The organism is Allobosea sp. 05T422_2 (assembly GCF_056396265.1).
The window spans coordinates 19,364-39,989 of sequence record NZ_JBFTLD010000031.1; the positions used below are offsets into that span (position 1 = coordinate 19,364).

Consider the following 20,626-nt stretch of genomic DNA (forward strand, 5'->3'; position numbering starts at 1 on the left):
CATGCGGCTGATCCTCGATCTTGCCTTGACGCATATCCTCGGGCGCGGTCGGCAGACGCTCGTCGCCGTGCTCGGCGTGGCGCTCGGGGTCGGCTTCTCCATCGCCATGGCGGCCCTGATGCAGGGGGGCGAGGACGATTTCGTCGCGAGGCTCGTCGACACCATGCCGCATGTCGCCATCACCGACGAACGGCGCGCCGCACGCCGGCAACCCGCGCAGGACCAGTTCGCATCGGTTCGGATCGCCGGGCTGAGACCCAAGGACGATCGTCGCGGTATCCTCAACCCGACCGAAGCGACGGCACTGCTGAGAGCCTGGGTTCCCGGCCGGATGGCATCGGGCCTGAAGACGCAAGGGGTGGTGCGCTATGCCGGGCGCGATGTCGGCATCGGCATCATCGGCATCGAKCCGCAGGCCGAAATGCGCGTCTCGTCGATCGCCAGGGATTTCCGCCAGGGGAGCTTCACCTCGCTGATCGCCGGGGGCAACAACATCGTCGTCGGCGACCGCCTGGCCCAGCGTCTTGGTGCCGAACTCGGAACAACCGTGACGGTGGTCTCCTCCACCGGCCAGACCCGTGCCTTCAAGATCGTCGGCCTGTTCCATACCGGAACGACCGCCCGTGACGAGGGAGAGGGCTATGTTCTGCTCAAGAACGCTCAGATCCTGAGCGAGCGGCCGAACGCGATCAACGAGATCCGCCTGAAGCTCGACGATCCCGCTTCCGCTCCCCAGGTGGCACGGCGCGCGGAGGCGCTGATCGGCTACAAGGCGGTCGCCTGGCAGGAGGCGAACGAGTCGCTGCTCGAGGCTTTGGTGATCCGCAATGTCATCATGTACACCGTCGTCGGCGCCATCCTGCTGGTCGCCGGCTTMGGCATCTTCAACATCATCTCGACCATCACCCATGAGAAGGCGCGCGACATCGCCATCCTGAAGTCGCTTGGCTTCACGGAAACCGACATGCGCCGTCTGTTCCTCCTGGAGGGGCTTGTGCTCGGGGCTGGAGGTTCGCTGATCGGCTGGGCGGTCGGCCTTGCCCTGTGCTTCGCGCTCTCGCTCGTCCGCTTCGAACTCTCGGGGGCCTCAGTGGTGCAGGAGATCACGCGGCTGCCGCTGGCCTGGAGCCCCTGGCATTACCTGATTGCGGCCGGGTTCGCCCTGGTTTCGGCCGGGATAGCCGGCTATCTGCCGGCGCGGCAGGCGGCGCGGCTCAACCCGGTCGATATTATCCGGGGGGCGACATGACGGCGCTGATCGAAGCAGCCGGCCTGACGCGCGTGCTCCCGGCCGCCGTGCCCGTGACCCTGGTGCAGGACGTGACGCTGACGATCGGCGAGGGCGAATTCGTCGCCATCACCGGCCCGTCCGGCTCGGGCAAATCCTCGTTGCTCTATCTGCTTGGCCTGCTCGACCGGCCGACAACCGGCCTGCTCCGCATCGGCGGCCGCGACACCGATGGGCTCGGCGAACGGGAGAAGGCGCGGATCAGGCTGGAGACTCTCGGTTTCGTCTTCCAGTTCCATTTCCTGCTGCCGGAATTCACCGTGCGCGAGAATGTCGAGATCCCGATGCGCCGGCTCGGGCGCCTGACGTCTGGAGCGATGCGCGAGCGCTCGACGCAACTGCTCGAGGCGCTCGGCCTCGTCGACCATCTCGACAAGCGGCCGGACCAGCTTTCGGGCGGGCAGCGCCAGCGTGTCGCGGTCGCCCGTGCTCTCGCCAACGACCCGCCTCTCGTGCTCGCCGATGAGCCGACCGGCAGCCTCGACAGCAAGAACTCCGAGCAGGTCTTCGCGATTCTCGACGCGCTGGTGCGTGAGCGCGGCAAGACCGTGATCGCGGTGACGCATGACCTGGAGATGGCGGCGCGGATCGGACGGCGCATCCATCTCGTCGATGGCCGGGTGACCGAGGACGAAACCCCGACGGAGGGCTGAGCCGCCGCCCGCGCGAGCGCCTCAGGTGCCGAACACCGTGTTCAGCTGGCTGCCGACCATGATGAAGGTGGTGCGCTTGGGCATCTCCTTCAGCCGCACGGCGCCGATATAGGTCATCGCCGAGCGCACGCCGCCCATCAGTTCCTGCATCGTGCCCTCGACCGGGCCGCGATAGGGCACCTCGACGGTCTTGCCTTCCGAGGCGCGGTATTTGGCGACGCCGCCGGAATAGCGCTTCATCGCCGTGTCCGAGGACATGCCGTAGAAGGTCATCGCGACCGGAACCTTCTTGCCGTCGTGCTCCTCGTACCGGATCTTGCCCTCGCATTCGTCATGGCCGGCGAGCATGCCGCCGAGCATGACGAAATCGGCACCGCCGCCATAGGCCTTGGCGAGATCGCCCGGCACAGTGCAGCCGCCATCTCCGCAGACCAGACCCTTCAGGCCATGGGCCGCATCGGAGCATTCGATGATGGCGGAGAGCTGCGGATAGCCGACGCCGGTCATCTTGCGGGTGGTGCAGACCGAGCCGGGGCCGATGCCGACCTTGACGATGTCGGCGCCGGCAAGAAGCAGCGCTTCCGTCATGTCGCCGGTCACGACATTGCCGGCCATGATCGCCGCATGCGGGAAGGCTTCGCGGGTCGCCTTGACGGTGTCGACGAATTTTTCGGTGTAGCCATTGGCGACATCGAGGCAGATCTTGCTGATCGGCGCCTTGGAATGGACGTGCTTCAGCTTCTCGTGATCGGTCTCGGTGGTGCCGAGCGAATAGAAGGCGTTGGCCGATTCCTTCTCCTTGAAGAAGGCGATCAGATCGTCGGCATCGTAATGCTTGTGCAGAGCCACCATCGCGCCGTGCTTCAGCAAGGCGCGCGCCATGCCCATGGTGCCGACCACGTCCATGTTGGCGGCGATCAACGGGAAGCCGGTCCAGTCCTTGCCTGTATGGGCGAAGCGGAACGTGCGGTTGACGTCGACATGGGCGCGGCTGCCCAGTGTCGACCGCTTGGGCCGGATCAGGACGTCTCGGAAGTCGAGCTTGGGATCGTTCTCGATACGCATGATGGAAGCCTCGGCTGCTTTGGCGCGGAATTCGGGYGCACGCTGAGGAGGCGTGCCGGGACTCATAGCCGGTCCGGGGCCTTGGACGCAAATGGCGTGCAGCGGCCGTTCGCGGCAACACTTTAGCAGTTGCTAAAATAATTCTGGACGGACTCGCTGCCTCAAGATACTTAAGCGTATGCTTCACCAATCGGCGCAACTCGACTTGATGTTCCAGGCCCTGGCGGACCCGACCCGCCGGCTGATGGTGGAACGCCTGTGCGACGGGCCGGCGTCCGTGAGCGAGCTTGCCGCCCCGCTGGCGATGACATTGTCGGCCGTCGTGCAGCATCTCGCCGTGCTCGAGGAAAGCGGCCTCGTCCGCTCGCAGAAGCAGGGCCGCGTCCGGACCTGCCATGTCGAGACCCAGGCCCTGCGCGCCGCCGAACGCTGGATCAACGAGCGCCGGATGCTGTGGGAGCGGCGCTTCGATCGCCTCGGCGCCTATCTCGCAKAAAATCCGGACGAGCCGGATGACGGAAGCCCGGCATCGAGCAGAGGAGCACGGGATGACAGATCATAGTGTCACGCACGCCACCTTCACCATCGAGCGCGTCTATGACGCCTCCGCGGCCCGCGTTTTCGCGGCCTGGGCCAATCCGGCGATCAAGCGGCGCTGGTTCGCCTGCCATGACGACTGGGCGGCCGGCGCACACACGCTCGACTTCTCGGTCGGCGGCCAGGAGCATTCGACGACCCGGGATTCCGACGGCGTCGACCATGTCTATGACGCGGTCTACCAGGATATCGTGCCCGGCAGCCGCATCGTCTACGCCTATGCGATGCGCTTGGCCGAGCGGCGCATATCGGTGTCGCTGGCGACCGTTCTGTTCAGGTCTGAAGGCGCGCAAACGCGGCTTGCCTTTACCGAGCAGGCTGCCTTCCTCGACGGTTACGACCGCCCGGAGGAACGGGAACACGGCACCCGCATCGGCCTCGACAATCTCGCCCGCGAATTGCAGCGCCAGTCCGCCGCTGCCTGATGTCTCACGGAGGCTCGACCATGTCCCTGACGCTGCATTTCCACCCGCTGTCCTCGTTCTGCCAGAAGGTGGTGATCGCGCTCTATGAGAACGGCACACCCTTCACGCCAAAGCTTGTCGACCTGGGTGATCCGGAACAGCGCATGGCTCTGCTGCAGCTCTGGCCGATGGGTCGATTCCCGCTGCTGCAGGATGAAGCGCGGGGCCGCATCGTGCCTGAGTCCAGCATCATCATCGACTATCTCGACCAGACCTATCCGGGGGCGCTCAGGCTGATCCCTGACGATGCCGGACACGCGCTCGAAACCCGGCTGCAGGACCGCTTCTTCGACATTTATCTCAATGAGACCATGCAGAAGATCGTCGGTGACCGCATCAGGCCGGCCGACGGCAAGGATCCGACCGGCGTCGAACAGGCAAGGAAACGGCTCCAGACGGCCTATGACGTGCTCGAGCATACGCTGGCCGGACGGCGCTGGGCCGCAGGGGATGCTTTCACCATGGCTGACTGCGCTGCCGCGCCGGCGCTCTATTATTCCGAGCTCGTGCTCCCGTTCCGCGACACGCACAAGGCCGTCGCAGCCTATTTCGACCGGCTGCTGGAGCGCCCGTCCTATATGCGCGTGCTGCGAGAGGCCGCGCCCTACCTGCATATGTTTCCACGCGGTTAGCGGCTATCGCGAACAACCCTTGCATCATGACTGCACACTGTGTCGCTCGCGATGAAGCATGCCATCAGCTTGCGCCGGCGAGCGCCTCGGCCGCCTTGCGCGCGACCACGGCGTCATAGGCGGCCCGCAGCCGCGTGCCGACGCTGAGCCAGCCGGGATTTGCGCGTCGCGGATTGGGCTGGCCGAGATGGCTTTCGCGCAGTTCGTCCATGAACTCTTCCCAGAGGGCGGGTCCGCCCTCGGCCAGCAGTTCGGCGCGGATCGAGAGTTCCTCGCTGACCGGCAGGAATTTCAGCCCCCAGCACGACATTTGGGCCAGCGCCGGCAGGAGCCCGATGCCCTTCTCCGTCAGGCTGTAGGTCACCTTCTGCTTGTGGCTCGGGTCGTCGCTCCTGGTGATGATGCCCTGGTCGAGCAGCGTTTTCAGCCGGTCGGCCAGGATGTTGGACGAGATGCCCTCCTTGGAATGCAGCAGCAATTCCCGGAAGTGCCGACGGTTTCCGAACATCATGTCGCGAATGATGAGCAAGCTCCATTTGTCGCCGACCACCTCGAGGGTGAGGTTGATCGGACAGCCCGAGCGAGGATCGTCGGTCATGCGCAGTCTCCCGAAAGCCGGCTTTCAAATACCGCTTGCATTATGGGATCAGTCTCCCTAGCTTACAACCAGTTGCAAAAAGCAACTGGTTTTGATTTGGAGACGAATATGTCTGACCGCACCGTCACTCACGCCAGCTTCGTCATTGAACGCGATTATGCCGCTTCCCCCTCCCGGGTCTTCGCGGCCTTTGCCGATCCGGCRCAGAAGCGCCGCTGGTTTGCCGAGGGCGAAGGCTGGAGCATCGAGCGCTTCGATGTCGATTTCCGGATCGGGGGCTCCGAGCGCAGCAGCTTCCGCTATCAGGGCGGACCGCCGATCAGCAACGACACTACCTTTCAGGATATCGTGCCCGATCGCCGTATCGTCTCCGCCTACACCATGACGATCGCAGGCGAGCCGATTTCCGCGTCGCTGGCGACGGTCGAGCTCATTCCGGTCGGATCGGGCACCCGCCTCGTCTATACCGAACAGGCTGCCTTCCTCGACGGCAAGGATGAGGTATCCACGCGCGAGGCCGGCTCCCGCGAGTTGCTTGAGAGTTTGGCTCAGGAGCTCGAGCGTACCGCGGCGGCGGTCTGATCCTCGTGTCGGCCATAGGGGTCGAAAGCCTGGAGAGGAGGCGCAATTCCTCCTCCCAGTGCCTTGCCGGGAGTCAGGCCACCAGGCTCTTCGCCAGCATGCAGTGCACGCCCTTGGAGCCGTTGACCGTCTGGGTCACACGCAGGTCGGCCGCGAGGCTGCACAGCATATAGGCCTCCTCCCGCGTCAGTTTGGTGCGTTCGCAGATCAGGACGATCATCTCGCGCAGCGCCTTCTGAGCGCAGATGTCGAGATCCGGGTCGATGCCCATGGTGATGTGATGCGTCGGCGTCTCGGCGCGCGGCGTGGTGAAGCTCAAATCCTCGCGCAGGATGAACTCGAAGGTGCCTTCCAGGGCGGTCTCGATCGCGGTGACGCAAACCTCGCCGTCGCCCTGGGCGCCATGGCCATCGCCGCAGGAGAACAGCCCACCTTCGACGAAGACGGGGAGATAGAGCGTCGACCCCGCTCCCAGTTCCTTGTTGTCGAGATTGCCGCCGAAGGCGCGCGGCACCAGCGAGCTCTGCCGGCCCCAATGCGCGGGCGGAGCCACGCCCATCACGCCGAAGAACGGCGCGAGCGGCAGCTCCATGCCCCAGGGCAGATGCGCCAGATTCCTTTCGGCATCGAGCCCGATATGGACAAGCTTATAGGTGTCGAACTCTTCCGGCAGGGTGCCGGCGAGAGGCCTGATGAACGTGTAGCCCCAATCGGTGCGGAGTTTGACCTCGCGGATGCGCACTTCGAGGACATGRCCGGGCCTTGCTCCTCTCACCGCGACCGGACCGGTGAGGATATGGCCCGGCATCGGGCGCTCGACCTTCGCGTGAATCTCGTGAGTTTCGGGCAGAACATGGAAACCCGATTTCGGCTGCTCTCCCGTGCCGCCGTTGATCGTGCGGATGGTGACGCTGTCGCCGCTCGCGATCGTCAGAACGGGCGGCAAGGCAGCGTCGAAGAAACCCCAGTGGCAGGTCTTCGGTCCGGCATCGAGCTGGTGATGGATCACGAGGGCATCCTGTAGCGGGCGCGAAGATCAGGCGGGAGGGGCAAGCGGCCGGGCGTTCTTGCGCATCGTGTAGAGCGTTGCCCCGATCACGAAGGTGGCGCCKATCCAAGTGGTGAGCGCCGGAATCTCGGAGAAGAAGACGAAGCCGGTGAAGCTCGCCAGCAGCAGGCGCGTGAAATCCAGCGGAGCGAGCGCGGCTGCCTCCCCGACCTGATAGGCGCGCGTGATCAGCCATTGCCCTGCCGTACCGAACAGGCTGAGCAGGATCAGCGAGAGCCATTGCTCGGCGGTCGGCTGGACCCAGAAGATCCAGGTCGGCACGGCGAGCACGATGATCAGCACGATGCCCTGGTAGATCAGGATCGTGTCGGTCCGTTCCGTCGCCGCCAGCTTGCGCACGCTGATGGTGATGCCCGCCCCGAGAAATGCGCCTGCGACAGACATCAGCGMGTAGATGTTCAGCCCCTGCGCCGATGGATTGAGCATGATGATGACGCCGATGAAACCGATGGTGGTCGCGACCCAGCGGCGGCCGTCGACCTTCTCCTTCAGCAGCAGCACCGCGGCGATGGTGACGAACAGAACCTGGCTGAATCCGATCGCGGTCGCCTGAGCCAGCGGAATGTAGATGATGGCGCTGAAGCCGCAGAGCATCGAAGCGAGCGTGATCAACCCGCGGAAGACCTGCAGTCCCAGGCGCGAGGTCCGCATCATGGCTGGCAGCTGGTTGGCCGCGAAGGCGATGATGATGACGCTCATGATCACCTGTCGGATCAGCAGCGTCTGGACCAGCGGAATGGCTGAGCCGATATGCTTGATCAGCCCGACCATCACCGCATAGACCAGCATCGACGACAGCATGTAGACTGAACCGCGCAGGTTCGGTGTCGAGCCGCGCCACCAATGCCTCAGCCGGTGCCGGCGGCCGGCGAACCAGCCGGAAGGGCCGGGTTCGATCACGCCGGGAATGGCGGCCAGCACGATAGGCGGAGCCTCGTCGCCTCTTGATTCTGGAGGTTCGGAATMCTCCGGCGATGCGTGCCGTAACGGCGTCGACAGCTCGCCGACACCGTCGTCAGAACCCGAGCCGCGCCGCTGCTCGGAAAGCCGGTCTTCGCTCATCGCCCGAACCATTGGCCGAGCGCGATCGCGCCCCCGGCTCTTCACATCGCAAATGCCCTGAAACCATTGATGATCTTCGACGTCCTGACCAGATGGTCAGTGGGCATGGCGGGGTTGTGATGGAAGGTGGCCGTCATGCGCCGACCCGTTCGGGTCGCGGAGCCGACATTCCATCGGCGGACTGTATGCGTCGGCCGAAGCGGTGTAGGAGCCGTGCCACCATCGACGCATTTCCGGCCGTCGCCGGGTTGAAGGGCACGACAGACGCATGCGGGAATTGCTGTCCGATTTTGTGAGCGGTCTGCGTTCGCTCTCTCCCCGGCGCTTCCCCTATCGCCGTTTTGGCCTCGCCCTTGCGCTCGGCGGCTTCGGCGGCTGGCTCTTCGTGCAGGCGAAGTTGCCACTGCCCTGGATGCTGGGTTCCATGGTGTTCTGCACGGTCGCCGCGCTGCTCAAGGCGCCGGTCTCCGCGCCCGGCGTCATTCGCCCCCCGATGAGCGCTGTGATTGGCGTGATGCTCGGTGCGGGCTTTCGCCCCGATCTCGTGGCGCAATTGCCGAACTGGCTGCCGACGCTGATTGGCCTCGTTCTGTTCATGACCGCCTGCGGCCTGTGCTGCGTCACCTATTTCCGCCGCGTCGCCGGCTTCGACCGGGTGACCGCCTTTTTCGCCGGCATGCCGGGCGGGTTGATGGAGATGGTTCTCCTCGGCGAGGAGAAGGGCGGCGATGCCCGGATCATCGCGCTGATCCACTCGGCGCGCGTTCTGCTTGTGGTGATGACCCTGCCGTTCATCGTTCAGTCGATCGAGGGTGTCTCGCTGTCGGCAACGCGCAATGCCGGCCCCTCGCTGGCGCAGACACCGCTTTTCGCCGAGCTCTGGCTTATCGGCTGTGGCGTCTTCGGGGTCATTCTCGGACATCTGCTGCGGCTGCCGGCCAAGCACCTGCTCGGCCCGATGGTGGTCAGTGCGCTGGTCCATTTCCTCGGCTGGAGCGATTCCGCCCCGCCCTTCCAGGTCGTCAACGCAGCCCAGCTCGTGCTCGGCGTCAYGGTCGGCTGCCGCTTTGTCGGCACCTCGCCGAGCGTCATCCTGCGCGTCCTGCTGCTTTCGGTCGGCTCGACGGCGGTGCTGCTCGCCCTGACGATTGCCTTCGCCTGGGGCGTCTCGAAGGTTTCGATCTATGGTCACGTGCCGCTGATCCTGGCCTATTCACCGGGCGGGTTGGCTGAAATGAGCCTGATTGCGCTGGCGCTCCACACAGAAGTCGCCTTCGTCGCGGCCCATCACATCATTCGCGTCTTCCTGGTCATGGTCGGCGCCGGGCCGGTCTTCGGCCTGATCCTCGGCGACAAGCGCAAGACCGAGACCGCGCCGGCCGAGTAGCGCCCAAGGCATCGGCCGGGAAAGTGGATTGCGATTCCCGGGAAAGCCGACGCTAACGCAGACGATGAGGTCGTCGGGTCTGATACGATATCCGGCCCCGTGATCTAGCGGCGCGCGGCCTCGAGCCCGGCGGCCAGTGCGCTCGCCAGGGCAGCCCTCTGGATGGCCATGAACGCCGCTCCATCGATGCGCTGCGGGTTTCCCGCGCGCGCGCTTCGCACCCGTTCGGTCAGGGCCTGGGCAAAAGCCACCGGCTCGTCCGCGAGCGAGAAATTCGCCGGCAGGGCTGTAAAGCCGCGACAGGAGAGTGTCGTCGCCACGGCTGGCATGCCGAGCTGCATCGCCTCGATCGTCTTCAGCTGCACGCCGGTTCCGGCGCGGCTCGACAAGGCCAGCACATGGCAGGATTGGAGGAAGGTATTTGCGTCAGCGACGCGCCCGATCAGTCGCACCTGGGCCGGGACCGGTGGCATCTCCGCCGGAAGGCGTCCGGCGACGGCAACCGAGATATCGGTCGGAAGGAGCGGAGCGACCTCGCGCAAGAACCAGTCGAGACCGATGAAGTTCGGCTGCCAGGTCCAGGTTCCGATCATGCCGATGTCGAAGGCCGGTGCGACCGGCTCCGCCATGGCGGCCGGCTGCGGGCCACTGCCCGAGACGAGTGGCAGCACCGCCGCCTTCCCTGCGGCAGGGCCGAGTGCGCGTCGGTCCTCCTCGGCCAGCGTCCAGATATAGCTCACCTCGTTCCAGAGGCGCGTCTCGACGGCTTCCAGCAACCTGGCCTCGCGGGCATAGAGCCAACTCATCAGCCCGGTGCCGGCATGCGCTGCATTCTGCCGGGCGGAGACATGCTCGATATTATGTTCCACCAGCACGCAGGACCCGAGCGTGGTCAGCTCCGGAAAGGCGCCAGGCAGCATCACCGAGTTGAGAATCAGCGCGTCGAACGGGCCGCGCGCCCTTACTGCCTCGACCAGTTTGCCGGCGCCGGCGAGCCGCAGCTTGGCGCAGGCGACAGGCAGGCCGTGGCTGAGCGCATATCCGAGCCATTGCAGCTTGCGGCTGGCGGGCGCGACCGCATTCTCGATATCGACGGCGCCGATCACCATGGCCTGAGAGGGGTCGGCCGGCACTTCGCCCGGGCGCAGGAAACCGAAGGCGGTGACCTCGTGCCCTGCGGAGCGCAGCGCATCGAGGATTGCGGCATTGGCGATCTCGAAGCCGGTATTGGGCCTTGCAACCGGGATCAGCGAGGTGATGAAGGCAAGACGCAACGGGGCCGATCCTGACGATAGGGATGGCCGTGAGAGAGGCGTCAGATGTTCGGTCGGGTCAAGTTCGGCGACGAACTATCCTGAACATCAGGTGTGGGAGTGTGCGCGCCGGCGCAGGATCGCCGACACCGAACCTTAAGCGGAGATGTGGCATGCTGGGGCACCATGGCTGACCCCCTCCATCATTCCGCCGCCAATTTGGAAGGCGCCTCGCGACGCCCCGCCATTCCCGGCTTCGATGCACCCGAGACCTTCGAGATCGTCGCAGCTTCGCCAGAGGCGGYGCTGCAAGGCGTCGAAAGCGTGATTTGCGTGCCGACCTTCAAGCGGCCGGAGCTGCTGGAGCGCACTTTGCGCTCTCTGGCCGCGCAGCAGGGCGGGCATGATTTTGCGATCATCGTCGTCGAGAACGAAGGCGTCGAACGCGCCGGTGCGGAGCGGGCGAGTGCCCTTCACGCTGCGGGGCTGTTCAAGGGATATGTCATCGTCGAGCCGCGACAGGGCAACTGCAAGGCCTATAATGCCGCCTGGCGCTGCGGGCTGACCCGCCTTCCCGCGCTGAAGCAGGTCCTCGGCATCGATGACGACGAGGAGGCGCTGCCGCTGTGGCTCGACGCTTTTCTGCGTGCTGCGGCAACTGCGCCGGCCCAGCTCTTCGGCGGCTCGGTGACCCCGGTCTTCGAGGATCAATCGCGAGCCTGGCTGAGCGCACACCCGGTCTTTCGATCGCATTATGCTGTCTCGGGCGAAGTGCCGATCCTGTTCTCGAGCGCCAACTACCTGATCCGGCGCGAGGTGCTGGAGGCACTTGGCTTCCCCTTTCTCGACGAGAGCTTCGATTTCACCGGCGGCGGCGACAGTGACTTCTTCCGACGCAGCAAGGAAGCCGGCTTCCGTTTCTGGTGGGTCCAGGACGCCGCGATGCGCGAGACCATGCCGAGGCGCCGCACGGAATTCAGCTGGATCGCGGCCCGCAGCCTGCGCAACGGCGCGATCTCGGCCACGATCGAGCGTCGACTCGATCCATCGGCGCGGGGGCGGCTCAGGGTTCTGGCGAAGAGTCTAGCGCTGCTCGCAGCCTCACCCTTTCGCGGGCTCGCGCTCGGCTTGCGCACCGGCTCGGCGACGATCGGGCTCTATCACGCGCAGGTGGCGCTCGGTCGCCTGATGTCGGAGCTCGGCGTCAGCAACGAGCAGTACCGCAAGCCGGACAAGAACTAGGACGTGCGGCATGGCGAGCGGTGATGCAGCTCCGATCGGAGCGGAGCGCTTTTGCTGGGGCATTATCGGAACCGGCGTGATCGCGCGGCAGTTTGCGGCCGATCTCGCGTTGCTGCCGGACGCGCGGATCGGCGCGGTCCAGTCCCGTGCGTTGGAGAAGGCGCAAGCCTTTGCGGCCGAGTTCGGCGCTACCGTCGCCTATGGCGATGCCGAGACCCTTCTCGCMGATCCGGCCATCGATGCGCTCTACATCGCGACGCCGAACGCCTTGCATGTCGCACAGGGCCTCCGGGGTATTGCTGCCGGCAAGCCGGTCTTGATCGAAAAGCCGATCGCCCTCACCGCGGCCGATGTTCACAGCGTGATCGAGGCGAGCCGGGCGCATCGCGTCTTCGCGATGGAGGCGATGTGGACGCGCTTCCTGCCGGCCGTGGTGGCGGCGCGCGAGCAGGTGGCGGCGGGGCGGATCGGCAAGGTTCGGCGCATTCGGGCGGATCTCTCCTATGTCCGCGAGGACATCCCCGGCAGCCGCTTCTTCGACCCCGCGCTGGGCGGAGGCTCGGCATTCGACCTTGGAGTCTATCCGGTCTCGCTTGCCTTGCATTGGCTTGGCAGTCCCGAGCGCGTCACAGGTCGGTGGTTGGAGGCGCGCAGTGGCGTCGACCGGCGTTGCGAGATCGTCCTGCACTATCGGGAGGCGTTGGCGGAGCTCTCCTGCGGCTTTGATCGCAATGGAGGAAACCAGTTCGTGATCGAGGGGGCCGCAGGCGCGATCCGTCTGGATGCGCCCTTCCTCAAGGCGCAGCGGCTGACCCATTATACCACCGCGGCACTTGGGAGCTCGTGGCGAGGGCCACGGCTCCGGAATGGACCGGCCGGAAAGCTGCTCGACCGCCTGCCGATGCCGGGACGCACCCGAGAGATCTACAGCTTTGCCGGCAATGGACTGCAGTTCCAGGCCCGTGCCGTGATGGATGCCGTTCGGAGCGGCGAGACTGGCTGCGCAATCATGCCGCTCACCGAAAGCGCGGCCGTACTGAATATCATCGAGACGGTCCTGGCGCAGCCGCCAGTCAAAACCTTCTGATCAGAAACGGCTCTGCATCCGATAGGGCTGCGGCAGGTCGCGGGCATTGTTCAACGCCAGCGCAAGCTCGGTGATGTGGAGTGCGAGCGCGCCCGAGAAGACGGGCTTCTGCTTCGCCGCAATCGCGTTTGCCTGGTCGGCGATGCCGCGCGCGAAATCGATTTGCGAGGGGAAAGCCGGCAGCGCGGACCGGCCCGTGGCGGCGGGGTAGGCGAGTTTGCGGCCGGGCTCCGGCTTCCAGGTCAGGAAGCGGCCGAGCCGCGCCTCGACGCGGTTCGCCAGCAGACGGGGGAGGCTGCGCGTTGCATCCGTGCGCTCGAGATGGATTGCGGATCGGTTGTCCCAGAGGTCGCGGACCGTGATCGTTCCCTTGTCTCCGAGAATCTGCAGCGAGCGGTCCTTGGGTGCGGCCAGGCCACAACTCAACCGGGCGACGGGACCGGAGCGAAAGGTGAGGCAGCCGACCGAGAAATCTGGGGCCATGGTGATGGTCTCGGTGCCGGGCCCCTTGTCCGGGAATGTCACCGCGGAGAACGCGGTCAGGGCTTCGACCGCGCCGAAGAGCGACACGAGCCAGGACAGTGCGTAGCCCGCATGCTCCAGCGTGCAGCCGATCTCGAACTCATGCAGGCCAGGCCATGGTGCGCCGGAACGCGACCGCCAGGTCGCCCAATTGCCCCGGAAGACCGGGCCGTCCTCCATGGCGGCATAGATCAGCCGCGGCGTTCCGATGGCCCCCTGCGAGAGCGCATCTCTCACCAGCCGATGAGCATCGCTGAGGCCGTTCGCCGGTGCGGTGGCCAACGTCAATCCAGCGGCATCCGCAAGGGCGACGAGTTCGCTGGCCTGCTCGAGCTGCATGGCCAGCGGCTTTTCACAATAGACATGCTTGCCTGCGGCGAGCGCCTGCCTGGTGATCTCGTAATGGCTTTCGGGCGTCGTCAGGTTGACGATGATGTCGACCTGCGGCTCGGCGAGCACGGCCTCCAGGCTTTCATAAGGCCTCGCGCCGTGAAAGGCGCAGAACGCACGGAGGCGGTCCGGCGAGCGATCATAGACGCCGGCAAGCTGAAGCCCGGGATGGTTGGCCAGCGTGGTCATGTAGTAATCGGCCACGAATCCTGTGCCGATAAGCGCGATCTTCATCACGGTGTCCTGTCTGGCGATCGATGGCGACGGCGGCGCTCAGGCTTCGTTTCTGACGAAGCCGCGGATCTTGGCTGCGTTCCGGCCCAGCGCCGTACTTGCCTGCTGGAGTTCGCCCGCGCCGACCTCACCCTCGCGAACGACCAGCACGATGTCGTCGACCGCATCTGCAAAACGCTCCGTGAAAGCGTCGGAACCCAGCGAGGCACCATCGATGAAGACCGGCCCGAAGCGGCGGGCCGCGCCGAAGAAGTCGTGGCTGATCTGTTCGGCTGTGACGAGTTCCGGATGCCCTTTGCGCGGCACGAAGAACAGGCCGGTGCCCTCGTCCTGCAGCGCCGCACGGATCAGGCTGGCGCTGCCGGAGACGATCTCGTGCACACCTGCCTGCGCGTCCGGCGCGAAGACCGATGTCAGGCTGTTTCCGCCGAGGCCGGCATCGACCAGCATGGCCGGCAACCCCGCTTGCGCGGCATCGAGCGCGAGGTTGAGCGCCAGCGTCGAGGCGCCGGCATTGCGGCGCAATCCGACGACGAGAATCCGCCGACTGGGACTGCCCTGGCTGGCGAGTTCGGTTCGGATGCCGCGGATCGCCCGGGCGAAGGAGGCATTCGGCTTGTCGATGACGTCGACGAGATGAGCCTTGGCCTGAAAGACCGAGCGCACTTCGCCATCCCGCCGCCAGCGTCGATGCCTCACGGCAGGCAGTTTTGCCAGCAAGGCCAAGGGGGGAGCTGCGGGGGCTCGCACGACCTCCGGAGTACGGGCTGGTTGACCGCCTTGAATCGCCATGAAACGCCGCCATCCGGTCCTGGCGGGGGCCGCGACCGCATCAGGGGAAGGCGGCTCCGTGGCCGCAGCGACCACAGGGACGGGATCGGCAGGAGCGGGCGGGGGCGATGCCTGAGCGGCAACAGGCTCGTGGCGATTGCGGAATGGCCAGCGGCGCAGCCCGGCAGGCGGTGCAGGCAGGGAGCCGCCAAACAGCGCCAATCCGAGTGCGGCGATCGCGCCCAGACCGCCCCCGGCGATGCCTCCGAGCATGACGACGGTGCGCCTGCTGACGCCGCTCTTCTCGAGCGCCGGCATGGCCATGCTGATGACGCGCGCATTGGTCGTGTCGATACCGGACAGTTCCCCGGTCTCACGTGCCCGCCGCAGGAAGGCGTCATAGACGGCGCGCGAGGATTCGATCTCGCGTTCGAGCTCGCGCAACTGCACCGAAGCGCGGCCGGCGCTGTATTGCTGCCTGGTCAGCTCCTCGACGCGCCGCGCGATCTGCCTCTCGGCATCGACGGCGCGGTCGTATTCGATCTTGGCGGCGCGCGCGATCCGGGCAAGTTCCTCGTTGATCTRCCGGCGCGCATCGCGCACCTGAGCCTGCGCCGCGGCGAGCGCGGGGTGACGCGAGCCGAGCGAGGCCAGCAGATCGGCTTCCTTGCTGAGCGCCGCGCCCAACTGGGACCGGAGTGCAGTCATGGTGTTCGAGGCGACCGCCTCGGGTATGGCGCCGGCCTCGATGCTCGAGGCGCGCGTCGCAAGCGTCTGGTCGTATTTCGCCTTGGCTTCGCTGACCCTGGTGCGCAAGGCGACGAGCTGGGCATTGTTCAGCGCAAGCTGTTCTTCGCCGATCGACTTGCCGCCTGCACCGACGAGGCTGTTGGCTTCCTTGTATTTCTCTGCCTTCTCCTCGGCGATGCGCAGGCGGTTGCGCAATTCCTCCAGGCGCCCGGTCAGCGCGCCGGTGGCGCGTTGCGCAGCCTCGGCACGGACGGAAGCCTGGTCGTCGAGATAGGCGGTGGCAAGCGCATTGGCGATCCGCGCTGCCTTATCGGGATCGCGCGAGGTCACCGAGATGTCGATGACGAAGGTCCGCTCGCCACGCCGGACCGTGACGTTCTTGTCGAGGGCCGCGAGCGCATAGAGCAATCCATCGCGGGAAGAGGTGCTGTTGCTGCCAGAGAGGAGTCGACCCAGCCCGCTCTTGGCGGCCTCGCCCCCGAATTCCGGATCCTTGTCGAGGCCCTCGCTCTTGACGACGCGCGCCTTGATGCTGTCCGAGGCGATGATGCGCGCCTGGCTTTCGAGATAGGCCGTAAGCGAGGTCGGGTCGCTGCCGACCGCATTGGGCGAGACTTCGTTCTGCAGCACGCGCAGATCGCGCGGATCGATGAAAAGCTGGGCGGTCGAGACGTATTTCGGCGGAATGAACAGGCTTGCCAGGGCGGCAAGGAGGGCGCCCGCCAGCGCTGCCGCGATGATCAGTCCCTTTCGGCTCCACAGCGTCTGAAAGAGCCAGGCCGGGTTGGTCAGGCGCGCCAATGCTGACGGCACAGCTCCGCCGGCCGCCGGCTCCGTGCGGCTGCCGGCCTGTTCGGTTCTGCTGAGCTCGCCATCGGCGGTCTCGGTCGTGAACATGACGCTACGCTTCACTCAAACCTGCCCGGCCCGGGATGATGATGGTCGTCACCCCGGCGGACATCGAACTCACCAACACCGCTCAGCTCGTCCCCAGCCGATAACGGTCAAGTACCTTCATCATCGGCTTCGGCCTGTAGTCCTCATCGAGGGGGAGTGGCCGGGCCTTGGCAGAATCCTTACGCGCGAAGGTCTCTCCGATCCATGAATAGCGGTCGCTGAGGCCCCAGGTGACGATCGCCTTGGGCTGGCGCGCGGGGACCACCGCATTCAGGAAGGTCGAAACGAGGTTTGCCGCGGTGCTGTCGCGCTCCCGCTCTACAGCCGGCAGCTTCCAATCGATCACGTCGAGTTCGGTAATCTCGACATCGACGCCGAGCGTGCCGAGATCCTGCATGAAATGCTGCAAGCCGGGCGTATCGATGGCGCGTTCGCCGTACAGATGGGCCTGCATACCGAGCCCATGGACCGGGATGCCCTTGTCGCGCAGGTCCCGGATGATCGAGAGAGCCGCGGCGCGGCGCCTCACGATGCGCGGATCGGTATCCTCGAAATCATAGTCGTTGATCACCAGCCGCGCCTCTGGATCGATCTGGGCCGCGGTCCGGAAAGCGATCTCGATATGTTCGGGGCCGAGCAGGCGCTGCCAGATCGTGTCGCGATAGGGCTCCTCGAGGGTCGGATCGTGAGCGATCACCTCATTGACCACATCCCAGGTCGGTATGACGCCCTTGTAGCGGTCCACGACGGTCTCGATATGGCTGATTAGCTCGCGCTCGGCTTCCGCCTTCGTGCTCATCTCCTTGGCCCAGGGCGGCAAGGCCATGCCCCAGAGCAAGGCGTGGCCGCGCAGGGCCTGCTTGTTGCCGCGTGCGAAGGCGATCAGCTCGTCGGCTCCGGAGAAGTCGAACCGGGAGCGGTCATGCCGGAGCGCTTCCCATTTGAGGTCGTTCATCGGGACGATGACGTTGCAATAGGTCTTCAAAGCCTCGCGATAGCGCGGGTCGGCGCGGAAGGGCTCGATCTGCGCGGCCGAGCCGAATGGAATGGCGGGTCGGCCGACCTGCGCGAGACCGGCGCTCGGCCACGCCAGGGCGAGGCTGGCAGTTCCGGCCAGGGCGTCGCGCCTGGTGATGCGGCTCATGTTCCGTTCCGATTCAGGCAGCTGCGCGGGGCAGCGCTTCCCGGGCTTCGTTTAGGGTCGCTCAATGCCTTTGCGTTAAGCGAGGTTCGGGCTCAATTTTGGCGTGAGCAGGGCCCGAGCCAGCTCTCGCCGCCGCCGCAATGGACTCCATGTCGCCAGATCGTGCCACCATATCCGCCTACCTTACGATCCTGAGCGGCTCAGCCGGTCGTCTCATTATCTCTCTTGTATATTTCCTCATCGTTGCGAATACGTTGACCCTTGGTGAGTTTGGCCTGTTCGCGACGGCCTCCTCGACAGGACTCATTCTCTCGCGGTTGCTGGCTTTCGGCTTCGTCTCGCCGGTCTATCGCGTCGCCACGGTCAAGCCGCGTCTCCTCGGCGCCTATCTCGCCGGCTTCGGCGGGCTTGCCGTCCTGTCGCTGCCGCTGATCGCTGCAGTTGCCGCCCTGGCCTATGTCGCCTTGTTTAGGGAGCGGCTGGATCTTCTTCCCTTCGCCCTGATCATCGTCGCCGAGGTGCTCGGCTGGCGCCTCGTCGAGGTCGTCGCCATCATCAATAACGGCCTGAGGCGTTTCAGGCAGTCCGCCCTGCTCGTCATCATCGGCTCCTCGCTGCGCACGCTTGCTGCGGTTGCCTTCTATGGTCTGGGCCATGCGAGCCTGGAAACCTGGGTCTGGGCCTATCTCGGCACTACGATCCTGTCCGCGGTGATCGCGCTGACGCTGTTTCTGCCGCCGCTGCGCCTGCGTTTCGTTAGGGCGCTCTATCCCCGCCGCATGGCCGATGCCGTATTCGCGGGCGCGGCCGACATCGTGTTCTACGTCCAATCCGAACTCGACAAGCTGCTGATGCTGGCGCTCGCGGGAGAACGCACCGCGGGGCTCTATGCCATCGCCATGCGCGTCATCGATCTTACCGCGATGCCGGTGCGCAGCTTCAACCAGATGCTGGTCCAGAAGATCATGAAGGATCGCGGCCTCGGCGGCGGCTGGCGACGCAAGATGCTGGTCGAACTCGCGATCGCGTTGGTCTCGATCGGCGGACTGGTCGCCATCGTCATTCTGCTGATGCCGTTTCCCGGCGCGCTCGGCCGCAACGTCTCCGAGGCCGCCTATCTCTTCCTGCCGATGTTCGCGGTGCCTGCCTTCCGCAACCTCGTCGAGTATCACGCCGAGTTGCTCTATGCGCGGGAGCGCACCGGCTCGCGTATCGCGCTGCTCTGCGCCATCACCGCGCTCAAGGCGGCACTGATCGCCTGGGTGATGATTCGCTTCGGCCAGGAAGAGGCCTGGGCCCCCTGGTTCAACGCCGTCTTCGGCGCAGTCTATCTGCTCTCCGTCACGGTCACCTATCGGTTGCTTGGCCGGGCCCGCTGAACCGGGACTATTGTGCTTCGAACAGCGCCTTCAGGCGCTCGACGGGCTGCCCGATGAAGGATTGCACGCCGACCGCGACCTGTCCCGGTTCCAGGATGTCCTCGAAGCTGCGCAACGTCGCCAGCTCGCCGACATCTTCGGGAAACCAGTAAACCTTGCAGAGCTCGTGCTCGTCCGGCCAGTGGCCGGCGGCTTCGAGCCCGAGCACGCGTTCGACGAAATAGCCGTAGATCATGTATTCCGAGAATTGCCGGTGCGTGGCGATCGCTTCGACCCAGCTGCGCCCGGCTATCTCCTCGATGCGCGTCATCATCGCCAGCACGGCGTCCCGTCGCCAGCTGACGAGATTGTTGATGTAGTCGGGACTGGGAAATGCTGGTTCCGGCAGTCCGAGCAGGCGGGCCGCCATCATGCACCAGTCGGTATGCTGGGCCATGGCGCCGGTGATGCCGTCGGGCTTGCGGTAGAGGCGGACCGTCCCGTCCCGGCCGAGGCGCGTGACGTCGAAGGGCCGCAGGAACATCATGTCGGAATCGGCGAAGATCACCACGTCCTCGTGGCTCTTCATCGGAAAGGCGAACTTGCGCAGCTGTTGTGCGTGCCAGCCGCGCAGCGGCGGCAGACCGCGCCGCAGGGCACCGAGGCCCGTCCAGACCCGGCGACGTCCGAGGCTCAGGAGATCGGGCCGGGGTTTCAGCCAGGAGGGCAGAAGCTCCGCCTCCGCGATCACCCGCCGGTGCGGACCTTCCAGCTGCTTGAACAGCGCGACGTCCCGATCCTCGACCAGAAGGTAATGGGCCGTGTGGCCGGTGACGAAACGGTCGATGCTGGCGCAGAGCAGCCGGCAGCGTTCGAAGTCCCMGGCATAGCTCGGCGTCGCAATGGCGTAGCTGAGGCTCATTGCGTCGGACCGCGGGGCTGGAACCTGATGCGCAGCATCCGCAGCAGGAACGCGGGGTTGCCGAGCACATAGCGCCGCCACAGCCGGCGGGGCTCCAGCAGGAGGCGGTAGAGCCATTCCAGCCGCAGACGCCGCAGGACGTCTGGCGCGCGCTCGACCTCGCCTGCCAGAAAATCGAACAGCGCACCGATACCGGCAGCGATCGTCGCGTGCTGGAGCGTGATCTTCTCTGCAATCCAGCGTTCCTGAAGCGGATTTCCGAAGGCCACGAGCAGGAGATCGGGCGGGCTTTCGGCCAGCTGCGCCAGAAGCCCGGCCTCTTCGCTCTGAGCAAAATAGCCGTGGCTCAGCACGGTGAAGCCGTGCCGTGGGTAATCCTGAGTCAGGCGCGCCGCAGCGCGCTCGGCCACACCTGGCTGTCCGCCCAGCAACGTCACGCGGAGCGAACGGTTCTGCGCGGCGAGCAGGGCCGGAATGAAGTCGGTGCCATTGAGATTTGCGGGGAAGGACGCGCCATAGAGAAGCCGGGAGCCGATATCGACGCCGATTCCGTCCGCAAGCACCAGGAAGTCCTTGAGCTGCGCCTGCAGCCTTGCGTCCACGGCGGCCAGGTTGACGAGGTTCGCATTGCAGAAGGCGAGCTTCACGTGGCGGTGACG

20 protein-coding genes are annotated in these 20,626 nt (G+C 65.7%); 10 read left to right on the forward strand and 10 right to left on the reverse strand.

Annotation, left to right across the window (positions count from 1 at the left end):
- Position 1: 1 nt before the first annotated feature.
- Positions 2–1,249, forward strand: a complete 1,248-nt coding sequence (locus tag AC1DJT_RS08455) for an ABC transporter permease (protein WP_476833898.1) — start codon at positions 2–4, stop codon at positions 1,247–1,249.
- Positions 1,246–1,941, forward strand: coding sequence for an ABC transporter ATP-binding protein (locus AC1DJT_RS08460; protein WP_441491929.1), 696 nt, complete (start codon positions 1,246–1,248; stop codon positions 1,939–1,941). Before AC1DJT_RS08455 ends, AC1DJT_RS08460 begins: the two co-directional genes overlap by 4 nt.
- A gap of 21 nt (positions 1,942–1,962) precedes the next feature.
- On the opposite strand, the gene AC1DJT_RS08465 is transcribed toward AC1DJT_RS08460, so the two are convergent.
- Positions 1,963–3,006, reverse strand: a complete 1,044-nt coding sequence (locus tag AC1DJT_RS08465) for a GMP reductase (protein WP_441478548.1) — start codon at positions 3,004–3,006, stop codon at positions 1,963–1,965.
- 178 nt (positions 3,007–3,184) lie between these two features.
- Between AC1DJT_RS08465 and AC1DJT_RS08470 the strand changes: the two genes are divergently transcribed.
- The 3 genes from AC1DJT_RS08470 to AC1DJT_RS08480 are packed head-to-tail and all read left to right on the forward strand — an operon-like array spanning position 3,185 to position 4,699.
- A complete protein-coding gene (locus AC1DJT_RS08470; RefSeq protein WP_476833899.1) occupies positions 3,185–3,568 on the forward strand; it encodes an ArsR/SmtB family transcription factor in 384 nt (127 codons plus the stop codon).
- Positions 3,555–4,028 (forward strand): SRPBCC family protein, encoded by a 474-nt coding sequence (locus tag AC1DJT_RS08475; RefSeq protein ID WP_476767477.1) that lies wholly within the window; start codon positions 3,555–3,557, stop codon positions 4,026–4,028. The genes AC1DJT_RS08470 and AC1DJT_RS08475 overlap by 14 nt, the downstream gene beginning before the upstream one ends.
- 20 nt (positions 4,029–4,048) lie before the next feature.
- Complete coding sequence (locus AC1DJT_RS08480; RefSeq protein WP_441491926.1) at positions 4,049–4,699, forward strand: glutathione S-transferase family protein; 651 nt, start codon at positions 4,049–4,051, stop codon at positions 4,697–4,699.
- Positions 4,700–4,763: 64 nt separating this feature from the next.
- On the opposite strand, the gene AC1DJT_RS08485 is transcribed toward AC1DJT_RS08480, so the two are convergent.
- Positions 4,764–5,297: a winged helix-turn-helix transcriptional regulator gene (locus tag AC1DJT_RS08485; protein ID WP_441491925.1), complete on the reverse strand. Its 534-nt coding sequence runs from the start codon at positions 5,295–5,297 to the stop codon at positions 4,764–4,766.
- A 108-nt stretch (positions 5,298–5,405) separates the two neighbouring features.
- Between AC1DJT_RS08485 and AC1DJT_RS08490 the strand changes: the two genes are divergently transcribed.
- Complete coding sequence (locus AC1DJT_RS08490) at positions 5,406–5,879, forward strand: SRPBCC family protein (RefSeq protein ID WP_441491924.1); 474 nt, start codon at positions 5,406–5,408, stop codon at positions 5,877–5,879.
- 73 nt (positions 5,880–5,952) lie between these two features.
- Here the strand turns inward: AC1DJT_RS08490 and AC1DJT_RS08495 are convergent, their stop codons facing one another.
- Together AC1DJT_RS08495 and AC1DJT_RS08500 are read right to left on the reverse strand one after the other, a co-directional pair.
- Positions 5,953–6,888 carry an acetamidase/formamidase family protein gene (locus AC1DJT_RS08495; RefSeq protein ID WP_476767479.1) on the reverse strand — a complete coding sequence of 312 codons (936 nt, stop codon included), beginning with the start codon at positions 6,886–6,888 and terminating at the stop codon, positions 5,953–5,955.
- A gap of 27 nt (positions 6,889–6,915) precedes the next feature.
- Positions 6,916–7,869: a DMT family transporter gene (locus AC1DJT_RS08500; RefSeq protein ID WP_476833900.1), complete on the reverse strand. Its 954-nt coding sequence runs from the start codon at positions 7,867–7,869 to the stop codon at positions 6,916–6,918.
- Positions 7,870–8,278: 409 nt separating this feature from the next.
- Here AC1DJT_RS08500 and AC1DJT_RS08505 point away from each other — a divergent pair, with 409 nt between their 5' ends.
- On the forward strand, positions 8,279–9,397 hold the full coding sequence (locus tag AC1DJT_RS08505; protein ID WP_476833901.1) for an AbrB family transcriptional regulator: 1,119 nt from the start codon (positions 8,279–8,281) through the stop codon (positions 9,395–9,397).
- Between the two features lie 104 nt (positions 9,398–9,501).
- On the opposite strand, the gene AC1DJT_RS08510 is transcribed toward AC1DJT_RS08505, so the two are convergent.
- Entirely contained in the window at positions 9,502–10,671 is a 1,170-nt protein-coding gene (locus tag AC1DJT_RS08510) for a glycosyltransferase (RefSeq protein ID WP_476767481.1), read from the reverse strand.
- 165 nt (positions 10,672–10,836) lie between these two features.
- Between AC1DJT_RS08510 and AC1DJT_RS08515 the strand changes: the two genes are divergently transcribed.
- Together AC1DJT_RS08515 and AC1DJT_RS08520 are read left to right on the forward strand one after the other, a co-directional pair.
- Complete coding sequence (locus tag AC1DJT_RS08515; RefSeq protein WP_476833902.1) at positions 10,837–11,892, forward strand: glycosyltransferase family 2 protein; 1,056 nt, start codon at positions 10,837–10,839, stop codon at positions 11,890–11,892.
- A 10-nt stretch (positions 11,893–11,902) separates the two neighbouring features.
- The gene (locus AC1DJT_RS08520) at positions 11,903–12,979 is read left to right on the forward strand and encodes a Gfo/Idh/MocA family protein (RefSeq protein ID WP_441505016.1); all 1,077 of its coding nucleotides are present in this window, start codon (positions 11,903–11,905) and stop codon (positions 12,977–12,979) included.
- On the opposite strand, the gene AC1DJT_RS08525 is transcribed toward AC1DJT_RS08520, so the two are convergent.
- From AC1DJT_RS08525 to AC1DJT_RS08535, 3 genes are all read right to left on the reverse strand, one after another.
- Entirely contained in the window at positions 12,980–14,125 is a 1,146-nt protein-coding gene (locus AC1DJT_RS08525) for a Gfo/Idh/MocA family protein (RefSeq protein ID WP_441505015.1), read from the reverse strand.
- A gap of 39 nt (positions 14,126–14,164) precedes the next feature.
- Positions 14,165–16,558, reverse strand: a complete 2,394-nt coding sequence (locus AC1DJT_RS08530) for a Wzz/FepE/Etk N-terminal domain-containing protein (protein WP_476833903.1) — start codon at positions 16,556–16,558, stop codon at positions 14,165–14,167.
- A 67-nt stretch (positions 16,559–16,625) separates the two neighbouring features.
- On the reverse strand, positions 16,626–17,687 hold the full coding sequence (locus AC1DJT_RS08535) for an endo-1,4-beta-xylanase (protein ID WP_476833904.1): 1,062 nt from the start codon (positions 17,685–17,687) through the stop codon (positions 16,626–16,628).
- A 254-nt stretch (positions 17,688–17,941) separates the two neighbouring features.
- On the opposite strand from AC1DJT_RS08535, the gene AC1DJT_RS08540 reads away from it, so the two are divergent.
- Positions 17,942–19,066 carry a lipopolysaccharide biosynthesis protein gene (locus AC1DJT_RS08540; protein WP_441505012.1) on the forward strand — a complete coding sequence of 375 codons (1,125 nt, stop codon included), beginning with the start codon at positions 17,942–17,944 and terminating at the stop codon, positions 19,064–19,066.
- A gap of 7 nt (positions 19,067–19,073) precedes the next feature.
- On the opposite strand, the gene AC1DJT_RS08545 is transcribed toward AC1DJT_RS08540, so the two are convergent.
- Positions 19,074–19,967 carry a DUF6492 family protein gene (locus tag AC1DJT_RS08545; protein ID WP_476833905.1) on the reverse strand — a complete coding sequence of 298 codons (894 nt, stop codon included), beginning with the start codon at positions 19,965–19,967 and terminating at the stop codon, positions 19,074–19,076.
- Positions 19,964–20,626: WecB/TagA/CpsF family glycosyltransferase (locus tag AC1DJT_RS08550; protein WP_476833906.1), on the reverse strand; the 663-nt coding region annotated here is incomplete at its 5' end. The genes AC1DJT_RS08545 and AC1DJT_RS08550, both read right to left, overlap by 4 nt.

What these genes read in the sequence shown, in the direction of transcription:
- AC1DJT_RS08460 (WP_441491929.1), top strand. Translation starts at nt 1,246, where the DNA reads ATGACGGCGCTGATCGAAGCAGCCGGCCTGACGCGCGTGCTCCCGGCC.
- AC1DJT_RS08465 (WP_441478548.1), bottom strand. Translation starts at nt 3,006, where the DNA reads ATGCGTATCGAGAACGATCCCAAGCTCGACTTCCGAGACGTCCTGATC.
- AC1DJT_RS08475 (WP_476767477.1), top strand. Translation starts at nt 3,555, where the DNA reads ATGACAGATCATAGTGTCACGCACGCCACCTTCACCATCGAGCGCGTC.
- AC1DJT_RS08480 (WP_441491926.1), top strand. Translation starts at nt 4,049, where the DNA reads ATGTCCCTGACGCTGCATTTCCACCCGCTGTCCTCGTTCTGCCAGAAG.
- AC1DJT_RS08485 (WP_441491925.1), bottom strand. Translation starts at nt 5,297, where the DNA reads ATGACCGACGATCCTCGCTCGGGCTGTCCGATCAACCTCACCCTCGAG.
- AC1DJT_RS08525 (WP_441505015.1), bottom strand. Translation starts at nt 14,125, where the DNA reads ATGAAGATCGCGCTTATCGGCACAGGATTCGTGGCCGATTACTACATG.
- AC1DJT_RS08535 (WP_476833904.1), bottom strand. Translation starts at nt 17,687, where the DNA reads ATGAGCCGCATCACCAGGCGCGACGCCCTGGCCGGAACTGCCAGCCTC.